The organism is Pseudoalteromonas sp. NZS100_1 (genome assembly GCF_015864285.1).
GTDB lineage: Bacteria > Pseudomonadota > Gammaproteobacteria > Enterobacterales > Alteromonadaceae > Pseudoalteromonas > Pseudoalteromonas arctica.
The window spans coordinates 215249-226615 of the sequence record NZ_JADYXN010000001.1; the positions used below are offsets into that span (position 1 = coordinate 215249).

Annotated in this window: 11 protein-coding genes; all 11 read right to left on the reverse strand. The window is 37.7% G+C overall.

Annotated elements, in window-relative coordinates; translation table 11 throughout:
- Nucleotides 1-33: 33 nt before the first annotated feature.
- Nucleotides 34-663, reverse strand: coding sequence for an SPOR domain-containing protein (locus tag I6F66_RS00960; RefSeq protein WP_197160393.1), 630 nt, complete (start codon nucleotides 661-663; stop codon nucleotides 34-36).
- A 10-nt stretch (nucleotides 664-673) separates the two neighbouring features.
- On the reverse strand, nucleotides 674-3613 hold the full coding sequence (locus I6F66_RS00965; protein WP_231611810.1) for an MSCRAMM family adhesin SdrC: 2940 nt from the start codon (nucleotides 3611-3613) through the stop codon (nucleotides 674-676).
- Nucleotides 3600-4430, reverse strand: a complete 831-nt coding sequence (locus I6F66_RS00970; protein WP_165740786.1) for a molecular chaperone — start codon at nucleotides 4428-4430, stop codon at nucleotides 3600-3602. Before I6F66_RS00970 ends, I6F66_RS00965 begins: the two co-directional genes overlap by 14 nt.
- A 9-nt stretch (nucleotides 4431-4439) precedes the next feature.
- Nucleotides 4440-4922: a DUF4402 domain-containing protein gene (locus I6F66_RS00975; RefSeq protein ID WP_197101082.1), complete on the reverse strand. Its 483-nt coding sequence runs from the start codon at nucleotides 4920-4922 to the stop codon at nucleotides 4440-4442.
- Nucleotides 4923-4925: 3 nt separating this feature from the next.
- The gene (locus I6F66_RS00980; protein ID WP_165727552.1) at nucleotides 4926-5528 is read right to left on the reverse strand and encodes a DUF4402 domain-containing protein; all 603 of its coding nucleotides are present in this window, start codon (nucleotides 5526-5528) and stop codon (nucleotides 4926-4928) included.
- Between the two features lie 115 nt (nucleotides 5529-5643).
- Nucleotides 5644-6198, reverse strand: coding sequence for an SPOR domain-containing protein (locus I6F66_RS22795; RefSeq protein WP_165721033.1), 555 nt, complete (start codon nucleotides 6196-6198; stop codon nucleotides 5644-5646).
- Between the two features lie 371 nt (nucleotides 6199-6569).
- Complete coding sequence (locus tag I6F66_RS00990) at nucleotides 6570-7253, reverse strand: SPOR domain-containing protein (RefSeq protein WP_024592961.1); 684 nt, start codon at nucleotides 7251-7253, stop codon at nucleotides 6570-6572.
- Nucleotides 7254-7956: 703 nt separating this feature from the next.
- Nucleotides 7957-8835, reverse strand: a complete 879-nt coding sequence (galU, locus tag I6F66_RS00995) for a UTP--glucose-1-phosphate uridylyltransferase GalU (protein ID WP_007583126.1) — start codon at nucleotides 8833-8835, stop codon at nucleotides 7957-7959.
- A gap of 23 nt (nucleotides 8836-8858) precedes the next feature.
- The gene (locus I6F66_RS01000; protein WP_197118686.1) at nucleotides 8859-9710 is read right to left on the reverse strand and encodes a thymidylate synthase; all 852 of its coding nucleotides are present in this window, start codon (nucleotides 9708-9710) and stop codon (nucleotides 8859-8861) included.
- A gap of 10 nt (nucleotides 9711-9720) precedes the next feature.
- On the reverse strand, nucleotides 9721-10524 hold the full coding sequence (lgt, locus tag I6F66_RS01005) for a prolipoprotein diacylglyceryl transferase (RefSeq protein ID WP_007583122.1): 804 nt from the start codon (nucleotides 10522-10524) through the stop codon (nucleotides 9721-9723).
- A 13-nt stretch (nucleotides 10525-10537) separates the two neighbouring features.
- Nucleotides 10538-11347: a sulfite exporter TauE/SafE family protein gene (locus tag I6F66_RS01010; RefSeq protein WP_197118685.1), complete on the reverse strand. Its 810-nt coding sequence runs from the start codon at nucleotides 11345-11347 to the stop codon at nucleotides 10538-10540.
- Between the last annotated feature and the right edge of the window lie 20 nt (nucleotides 11348-11367).

Consider the following 11367-nt stretch of genomic DNA (forward strand, 5'->3'; position numbering starts at 1 on the left):
ACTGAGGATGAAGCAATTTTTATGCCGACTTAGCTATTGTGCGGTAAAGGGCTGATCTACGTAATAACTAACTAAACAATTTATATTTTGGCTCTTTAATTTTTGACAGTCACCCATAGCGTTTTTTTTGTCTATGTATGCGCCTAGCTTTAAGCGGTTATACATAACTCCTTTTACATTTATTGTTTCAACATTCATCACAAAATTATCGCCTAGTAAGCTAGGAAGCTTTTTTTGAAGTTGCCTAAAAGCTAAAGAGAGTTGTTCTTTTTGCGTTATTGAAAGCACTTGTAAAGCAAATTTAGGATCAACTGGTTTTGTTACTTGTAAATTGGAGCGATTAATTGTGTTGGTATTAACGATTTCTGCTTTTATTACTGGTGCATTTTTCTGCTCATTTTCTTTTGCAATTGTATTGAGTTGCGATATTAGTAAGCTTAAGTCGTCTTCAATAAGTAATAAACGCGCAAGTTCTGGCTTCATATTTTGCCACTGCTGGGAGCTTATTTTTAAAGTTTCAAGTTCTTGCTTTGTTATTTTTACGTAGCTTTTTTCGTCAGTTACGTTGGTCTGAGTAGCACTACCATCAATTGCTTTATTATTCGCACAACCATAACTTAGCAACATTGCACTGATTAAAAATATACATTGAACTCTTTTCATCCTAATTCCTTTAATGGAGTATTTTATGTGTTTCAACAACACACTTTAATCCTTGCGCTTTTACTGAGTCGCATACAGAAATAAGCTCTGGCGAACTGTTTGTTGCGTACGCTAAGGCTAAAATAAATTTATTTTTAGCTTTATCATGCATATAAAAAGCTTCTTGCTGCTCTATTCGTGGTGCTATTAAACGGTAATAAATTTTTAAGATATTTAACGAACTAAAACTTCCTGCATTGGCAATGCTTCCAGTTGTTGCACTGAGCGCCTTTAATGTTAAATCAACGCCCATTACTCCATCTCCTTGAGGCGATAAATTAACTGTTATATTTTGAGTGTTTTTTAGCTGCTTGCGTTGTTTATATTCATCATCAATTACTGCTTTATACTGCCCCGGTTTAAGGTCTGTAAATAAGTAATAGCCATCATATGCTGCTTGAGTTTGTGCAACTTGATCCCCTTTCTCATTCAACAGCGCTATATTTGCAAAGGGTTGGATCTGTGTTGTATCACCTTTTTGTTGATAAACAACTCCCTCTACTTCACTGGCATTATTTAATGCGAAGTCCATATACTCTACAAAACCAGCCCTTGGTGTAATAGAAAAACCCTCATTAGCTGGTATTAAAAACGGATCTTCAAAACTATTTCTATCAAGTATTATATCTGTTGTACGATTTGCTGGCATTGAAGTTAATAGCGCAACGCCGTGTTCGTCTGTAATTGCTTGACGATAATTGTGAACGCCTTTTACTTTTACGCCGGCAACGCCGTGCTCATCATCATCCATAATACCGTTATTATTTTGATCTAAAAATACGCGTAACATTAAGCTACCCGTGTTAGTTAAGGTGCGCTTAGAGACAAAATATGTATTATGTTCAACATCAAAACCTAAGCTAAAACGGCTATAAATGCCGAGCCGCCAATCATCGTTACTGTTGTAGTTTAAGTTACTCGTTAAACTAAACTTGTCGCTTTGCCAATTGAGCCCTAATTCGGCCGATTGAATATTATTACGAAGTGAATCAGTTAAAGTAAGTTCCGCTTGTAAATCTCGGCCCAAGTTGCGGCTAAACTCAGCCTCGTAACTAACAAGCTCACTTACTGGCGATATACTATAATCTATACCAAACCTTGTGTAGGTTCTCCCAAAGCGCTTTTGAAAACGTGTTGTTCCAAAAGTACTCTTAGAGCTATCGTCTTGTTGCCACAGCAATTGGTTACTTAGTGCAAATCCTGAGTATGAGTAGTTGAACTGGTTGCGTACTTGTTTAAAGCGCCCTCTAGTATCACTATCGTCATATAGGATGTTATTTTGATAAGAAAGGCGTCCATAGGTATTATTCATTAGCCCACCAGCTAAATTTATTTGGTAGCTGTTAAAATCTTGCTGCTGTTCGTCTGTACGATTTGTAGCGCTAAAAAGTAGTGATTGTTCGGCAATTTGAGTTCGGGCTGTAAATTCAAATTCTTGTTCATTGTTATTATTTTTTTCAACATTCGCATTTAATAATAATCGGTCAAATAAGCTTATGTTGGTACCAAATGCATACTTAAGTAAATCGTCATCTGTGTTTTTTTGACCTGATGTAGCAGTGTATACAGATATATTATCTGTAAGCCCTTGCTCATATCTACCCGCAATTTGCCAACCCTGCCCCTGCGAGCTTGAAACATTGTTATTTAGTAATTGCTTGCCTTGTTCAGTAACCGACAATTCATAGTTACCTTGTCCCTGCTTAAGTTGATTTCCGTCCACAAAGTAATAATCACTTTTACGCTCAACTTGACCTTGAGGCCCATAAAAAATAAGCTCAAAATTATTAGCTCCGAATAATAGGTTTATATTATCAAAAATATAACGCCCATCTGCGAGGCTAAGCTGCTGGTCTATTAATATTTCATTACGATACAGCTCTACATCCCAACCTGGCTGTATAGCACCGCTTAAGTTAATTTGATTATTGACTATTTTTCTATTGGTTACATTATTAGAAACTTTAACACCTCGGGCATACTGACTACTGTAGCTATTGCCAACTTGCGTGGCGATAACATCACCAAAAGATATTTCAGTAGGCATGAAGCTGTTTTTTATTTCTTTGTCTAAGTTTTGCTTTGTAAACGTTAACCTAGAGTTGGTAAGTAAGTCAGTACTTCGTCCAGACAAAAAATACTCTGCAGATAAATACGCAAAGTCTTGAGTGCCTAAAAGTGAATAGTTCGTAGAATGTCTATCATCGCTCGCGGTAAAATTTAGTTGTAAGTCGGCAACCGGAGAAGATAGCGCTTTATATGGGCTAGCTTTCCATGGCAGCGTAGGTGGCGATCTTTTGTTAGGTGATTTAAGGTTGCGCGACTGTCTGTATCTTTGTTGTTCAACCGGTAAGGGGCTATCTGAGCTTATAAGTAATTCTAAATCTGGGTAATCAATATTAAACTCTAGATTTAAAGCATTATGTAAACTTTGAATATCTACATAAATATCATCTTCAATGGTAATTTGATTTTTTGCTAATAAGTAGCTCTGTGTAGGACTAGTAAATACAGCGGGTGTAACCGCTGCATTTAGAAAAAGAGGTTGTTGATTTGCTCCAACACCTTGAGCAATTCGATTGCTAGCATCAACATTCATTGCAAATTGTAGAATATCAAATAAGTCGCTTAAACTAACTTGTACACTTTGCTCGCTTTTAATTGCTGCAACTTCACCTAAGTAGTATGAGTTTAAATAAAGCGAAAGTATTAATAACTCGCCTGTGGCGATTCGCTGTTGCTGATTTTCTTTGTTTTTATAATCAATTACTTCAACGGGCTTAGTTAGCTTTAGTTCAATTGCGCGTAGTGTTGTTAAAGCATCCTCCACGGAAGGATTAGCTATTACACTATTACTAAGCAAACTACTTATGCTTAGTAATAGTGCATACAATAAATTATTTAGCGTCATTCACTGTTAAAACATTAAGTGATTGTGAGGTTAAAGGCAGAGTGTATTGTGCAAATGTAAGGTCTTTATATTCTTGACTGCCTTCATATTTAAAAATGACTTTTCCTGCTTTATCTAAATTTTTGTCACTAAATAAACTAAGGGTTACAAACGCATTATCTACTTCTGGATAAATACTTAAATTACCAATTTCTGCAATTTTAACTTGCTCGTTATTACTATCAACAAAGTAAGCACTTAATTTACCGTAGCTACTAAACTTACCTTCTCGTTTTATATTCAATAAAAACTGAGGACGTTGATTGCTTTCATTTAGCACTAGCTTAGCTTGTTCTATGGCAACTACTGGCTGTTTAATGTCTTTACGTAACAAAATAGGTATACTGTAGCTCATAATCATATTAACTTTTATTGAGCTTGTTTTATTAGTATTTTCACCAGGCAATGCTTGAAATAGAAGATGAGAGCGGTACTCACCAGAAGCTAGGCCTTTAGGTTTACGTATTGCTATTTTTACTGTTTGTTTTTCACCAGGTGCTAAACGCATTTGTTTTGGTGACAAACGTGCCATTGAACTTAAACTTTCGCTTGTAGCCTCTGCCAACTGTATGTAGCCACCGCTAGGTTGCGCTTGCTTCTCACTCCATAAAACACGATATGTTTGATATTCATCACCCGCATTAATTACGGTAACTTTAGCGGTTCGTTGACGTTCATCAAAACTAATACGGGTTGGAGAGATAAGTAAATTTGCGTATGCATTTTTTCCTAAAATACATACACTCAGTGCGAGCAGCACTACAACTTTATAAAGCATGTTTTTCCTTTAGTAATCAATCGTAATTTCTAATTGGGTGTCAGTAATAAAACTACCATCTAAGTAACTTTGGCTAGTCCCTGTCGTTATTAAACGGCCACCTACTTTGAGTAAAAGCTCTCCAAATTCATCGCTAGTTTGCGTTCTTGGTAAATCCACTAATACAACCGAAAACTTGGCACTATTAGCTCCTAGCGCTTCACTTTGCAATGTAGAGTCACTCGTTTTGTTAAACGATATTTGAGTAAGGGGAGGTAAATCAGTAAATAAAAGTTCTGCGGGATTACCCTCAGTTAATACGTAAATACTACCAAATGTGATTATTTCACCTTCATGGCTAATGGTTATAGAGCTTAAAGTATTATTTTGAGGGATAACTAAAGTGCCAAAATTAAGCGCTTCTTGTTGTATGCTTGCGCTATAGGCTTGCTCGCTAAACATTAACGAAAGCCAAGCAGAAACATACAAAAAGCGCATTGTTTGTTTAAACACTAATTAATATGACACTTCAATATTAAAGCTACCAGAATACTCACCATCAGGGTAATCCACACTTGATGCGTTTGATGAAGTAGAAAGAGTCGCGCCTATATTAAATGATACAGCGCCATCAACGCCAGCTTGTAGGTTGGGCGTAGCACTTGTATATAATCCACCAGCATTAGTGCCGCTCGTTATAAAGTAAGTCCAAGCACCTACAGTAAAATCAGGTTCATTCAACCCTTGACCAGCTAAAGGTTGTACTAAAGTATTTAATGGGTCGCTAATGGTTAAAATAGAATTTGGTACTACATCTGAAACACTAAAAGCGCCCGCTTCACCACCTTCAATTATTGAGATACTCGCAGCGTTACCAGTTGGATTATCTTGTGAAGTAACATTGCTAGCAGCTGGATCAGGATTAACTGTCAGCGTTGCTTGTTCGGCGCCTAATGGATCTGAAATAGCACGAATAGTACCAAAATTTAAATCGTTATCTTTTGTGAGTACTACAGCATTTTGTACTGTTACTTTCGCTTCAAATGACTCTGTAGCAGCATAAGTGCTAAACGAGCTGACCACGGTGGCTACAGCTAATGCAGATAAATAAAACTTCATGCTAAATCCTTATAAGAAAATGGGCTTTATCAAATATTTGCCCAACTATAGTTAGTATCGACTATTAGTACAAATACTTTAATACTATATAAGTTTAAAAGGCCTAATTTATTAATTATATTGGTTTTCCGACAAAAGCAGCAATATTACATACTTGATCAAGCTGATTAGCTAAATAACAAAACGCACTTACTTGAGCATCGTTTTTAAATGGACCTACACGTAATCCATACAAAGTCATATTATTATTTTTACGTTCAAACATAGTAAAATTAAATTGAGTAAATGCACTGGGGTATAATTGCTTAAGCCTTTCGACTCTTGCTTTAACAAGCTCTGGCTTTAAATACCAACCAAGCTGTGCTCCAATTTTAGTTTCATCTGTTAAGGTGAGTTCTGAATTTTGTAAGTTTGGTGTTTTTACTTCGGGAGTGTTATTTAGTGCCGTCGGTTCCAAATTCTGTGAAGGCTGATTACCATAGGTGATATCGGTTTTACTTTGCATGAGTAAAGGAGGGTTTTCAGTTAATTCACTTCGAGACGATAACGCCATAATTAACAGCTGTAAATCATCTTCCATAGCAGTTAAACGACCAATGCTTTCTTGCTGTAAGTGCCACTGCGAAACATACTCTTTTACTTGTTTATCAGTAATTAAAGAATGCTGCACGCTCTCGTTATTTACAGTTGCGCTGCTACATCCATATAAATAAAAAGATAAGAATAAAACTGATATTAAATGACAAGACTTAAAATACCGCATTGCAAAATGCACTCTACTAACCAAGATAATAAATCAAAGCAAATTTTGCGCCACTTTATAGCAACTTTTTAATTAAGTAGTTTATTTTGAGGTAAGAAAAGCCATATCGATAACAAGGCAAAATTTCATCATTTAGTTGGTATCACTAATTGTTGCTGCATTGCTCTAACTCCGGCATACATGCCGTCGTATATCAAAAATTATTAGCGAAGTTAGCGTCAGGTCTAATCCTTCAAATTGATTAGGTATTATTGTAGATTGATATTACATGCTGTGCGCTAAAGCTTTACTGGCTTATCAGTGTAGTTACTTACTATGCAATCGAGTTTGTACAGTTTGAATACGTCACAGTCTGCTTTTGCATTTTTAAAGTTTTGGTAAGAGCCAAGTTTCAGCCTGTAAAACATTTTGTCGTTTATTTTGGCGGTTTCTACGTTAGTCAATATTTTGTCTCTAAACAACGGTGCTGCTTTAGTATTTAGCTCTTGCCATGCTTTAGCCACACCTTGCTCTGAGTCAACCGAAGCTACCTGTAAAGCAAATACATGTTTAGGTTTATTTAATTTTACAGTTTGTTTTTTATTACTGTAATTTTGTTTAACTTGTTGGCGTGACTTAACATTGCGTGTGTTACGTGGTGAGCGTACAGACTTGCTGCTATACCCTTGATTAGACTGTGCAATAGCTTTACTGTTTATAATATCGATATGATTTACGAGGTAAGTTATTTCTTTTTCTAATCTTAAAATTCGCTCTATGCCTTCACGAGCTTGTTGCCACTGCATTGCGGCATCTTTTAGCTGTGCAAGTTCAAGGGCTGTAATTGATACGTAGTCAGGCGAGTTACTTTGAGGTTGTTCATCAATGGTTTTTATTTCAGGCGAGACGCTGCATGCTGTACCAAATAAAAGCATTAGCAAGCTAAGTAAAAGCCCAATGTTATTTTTTTTATATATAAACATGTATTAGTTGTCCTGAAAGCAGTGTTTTTACACTACATTTCAGTTAAACATTCTCACAAGAAAGCGTTTAACTTTATTTAAGCTGTGAGCTATAAAACTTAGCTCTTCGCATGCTTGTCAGTATTTCGTAAAACACAACGTTGCATACTCCATCCCTTCCTTGAGAGCATTATTTAATACAAATTCAATGCCAATTAACACAAACTTTACAACATAAATAACAATATGTCTGTAATGACTTAAAAACTTTTATTTTAGAGCTATTCCTTTTCTTATTTTATTCTAGGGCCTGTTGACCTTTCAGGATTAAAATTTGTTCAATCTAGGGGCCATTTAATCGCGGCGCGAGGTTTGTAACCTAGTGGGCTCGATAACTGCTCCTGCGTTATTCTACTGGCTTACATCCATGTAAGAATAAGTAAAAACCGAGTAAAGCTTCCGCGTCCTGCTCACGCCCCTTACCTACATCCATGTAGGCAACAAAGAGTAAATTGCCCCGAGGCAGAACCCTTCGGGCAGCGCATGTTTGGCATTTATGCTACGTTATCGCCTATTTATGGGGAATAACCACACTACATAGGCTCTGCCTTGCTTAAATACCAAACAGCCTGCTGCAAATTTAACCTCGAAAGATAAACAGGCCCTGATAAAACTCATAAAAAAAGGCGCCGATATAGGCGCCTTTCATGTTTTACGTTAACTGTTAAATCAGTTTTTTGATAAATGATTTTAATTCATCGGCAAATTCGTCGCGACGAAGTGCAAATTCAATCGTTGCTTTTAAGTAACCAATTTTACTTCCACAATCGTGGCTACGGCCTTTTATAGCGTATGCATCTACTTTTTCGTGTTCCATTAACATCGCAATTGCGTCAGTTAATTGAATTTCGTCGCCTGCACCTTGCGGAGTTTTTGCAAGTAACGGCCAGATATTTTCGCTTAATACGTATCGACCCACTACAGCTAAGTTTGATGGAGCTTCATCTACTGGCGGCTTTTCTACCATATTAAGAATTGGCGAGCTTTCACCTTGCTTTAAGTCAACATCACCTAAATCAACCACACCAAACTGGTTCACTTGTGCCATTGGTACTGGTTCTACCATAATTTGGCTGTGCTTGGTTTTCTCAAAATTAGCGATCATTTCTGCTAAGTTATCTTTTTTAAGATCGCTCTCTACATCATCAATAATTACATCTGGTAAAATAACTACAAACGGTTCGTTACCAATAATAGGCGCTGCACAACTAATAGCATGGCCTAAGCCTTTTGCTTCACCTTGGCGTACGTGAATAATGGTTACGTCTTTAGGGCAGATTGCTTGCACTTCGGCAAGTAGTTGCCGCTTAACACGCTTTTCTAAAGTAGCTTCTAGTTCAAAACTTGTATCGAAGTGATTTTCGATTGAATTTTTACTTGAGTGCGTTACTAACACTATTTCTTTAATTCCTGCAGCAACGGCTTCGTTTACTACATATTGAATTAAAGGACGGTCTACCACTGGAAGCATTTCTTTAGGAATTGCTTTAGTGGCTGGTAACATACGAGTACCAAGGCCCGCTACTGGGATCACTGCTTTCATTTTATGTTTTCCTTAATCTTTTATTATACTGAAAATGGATATTGAATCGCTTCATGGCATTGATAGCCTATTACTTCAAAGTCGTCTCGTGTTACCCACGTTTCTATGTCTTCTAATGATTTAATTTTTGGATTAATTTTTAACTGAGGTGATTCAAATGGCTCACGCGTTAACTGCACGTCTCGCATCAGTTCAAGTTGGTTTTCGTAAATGTGTGCATTAGCAATTTTATGATACGCCTTACCCGCTTTGTGGCCGGTAATTTGAGCCACTAACGCAAGCAACACAAAACACTGAATTTGATTGAAATTAAGGCCGAGCGGTACATCACAGCTTCGCTGGTATGACGTTAAATATAGCGTATCGCCAAGTAGCGAAAAAGTGTGCGTATGCATACACGGCCGCAAACAACCAAGCTCAAACTCACCTGGATTATAAAACGTGATTATTTCACCACGGTCATCAATGCCATTTTTTAAGTTATTAATAACTTTGGAAAGCTGATCAAGCGTTGAGCCATCTGGACGTTGCCAACCACGGCCTTGTACGCCATAAACACGGCCCATATCGTCCTCGCCTTTACGGTAAGGATTATTAAGCCATGCGTTGTTATCGTTCGCGTTGGCATCCCATGTTTTACAGCCAATTTCACGAAACTGCTCAGCGCTGTCGTAACCACGTAAATATCCTAGTAACTCAGCAATCGCTGCTTTGTAGTAACTTTTTCGCGTCGTGATCATTGGAAACTTATTATTAGCCACATCGTATTCTAAATCGGCATTAATAACGGTTAAACAACGCGTACCTGTACGTTTGTTTTCGACCCACTGACCTTCGTCAACAATACGCTGACATAATTTTAAATATTGTTTCATGTTGTTTTTATTATGCCTTAGCTGTTTTAACGTGTTGTGGTTGCTTATATGCCCAAATTAATAAACCTAAGCCGCCTACAATCATAGGAAGTGACAATATTTGTCCCATTGAAATAAAGTCGGCAAATAAACCGAGTTGTGCATCGGGTTGGCGGAAATATTCAATACAGAATCTAAATACGCCGTAACCTAATAAAAACACACCGGCTACGCTGCCTGCTGGACGTGGTTTTTTAATAAACCATTGTAGGATTAAAAACAGCACTAAACCTTCAAAAAATGCTTCGTATAATTGCGATGGGTGACGCGCAAGCGGACCGCCCGTTGGAAATACCATTGCCCATGGCACGTCGGTAACTCGGCCCCATAACTCACCGTTTATAAAGTTACCAATACGCCCTGCTAATAAGCCAACAGGCACAAGCGGAGCAACAAAGTCGCCCACTTGAAGCAGTGACTTTTTACGCGTCCACGAAAAAATTGCGACGGCGGTTATAACGCCCAGCGTTCCACCATGAAACGACATACCACCCTGATCTATTCTAAATAAATATAATGGGTTTTCTATAAAGTAACTAAACTGGTAAAACAATACGTAGCCAATACGCCCGCCTAATATTACCCCTAACATGCCGTAAAACAGTAAATCGCTTACTTGGTCTTTAGTCCAACCTGAATTTGGTTTTGATGCTTGACGATTAGCAAACCACATTGCAAATGCAAAACCAATTAAATACATTAATCCGTACCAACGTACGCTTAGCGGTCCAACAGAAAAAATAATTGGATCAATTTGAGGGAATTCAAGTGCCATAAAAAATAAACCTTTAGCTAAAAACCATTTTAATTGCGATAACTACAAGCAGCACCGCGAAAACTTTCTTAATTGTATTAACAGGTAAATAGTGAGTTGCTTTGGCGCCAATAGGCGCAACAAACCACGAAGTAATAACAATTCCAAATAATGCAGGTAAATAAACAAACCCAGCAAAACCATGTTCTAAATCGGTAACCTGCCAGCCTGCGCTGATGTAACCAATAGAACCAAATAATGCGATAACAATTCCGCATGCGGCTGCGCAGCCAATTGCTTTTTTTATATCAACCGAAAAATAATTAAGCATCGGTACTATTAAAGCTCCGCCGCCAATCCCTATTAAACCTGATAACCCGCCCATTATTGCAGAAACGCCCCCTAAAATAGGACCTGCCGGCAACGGTTTTTCTGACATCGGTTTATTACGCGCGGAGAGCACCATTCTTGCTGCAATAAATACAACACTTATAGCAAACACTGTACGTAATATTTGTTCAGGGATTAAACTTGCTGCAAAGCCACTAATAAGTGCGCCTAAAGCCACACCCGACATAACCCACGGGGCGATTGCCCAAGGCACGTTATCATTTTTATGATGAGCCAGCGCTGAAGACGTTGAAGTAAATAAAATAGAAGCGAGTGAGGTTGCAATAGCAATTACTAATACATGTTCAGCCGACGTTACATTAAATGAGAGTAACAGAGTGCTTAGTACTGGAACGATAATTAAACCGCCGCCAATGCCTAGTAACCCAGCTAAAAACCCAACAATACAGCCTAGTAGTGCGCAGCTTGCGACTAACAAACCTAAGTCATACATAGTAATCTCAAGTACCCTTT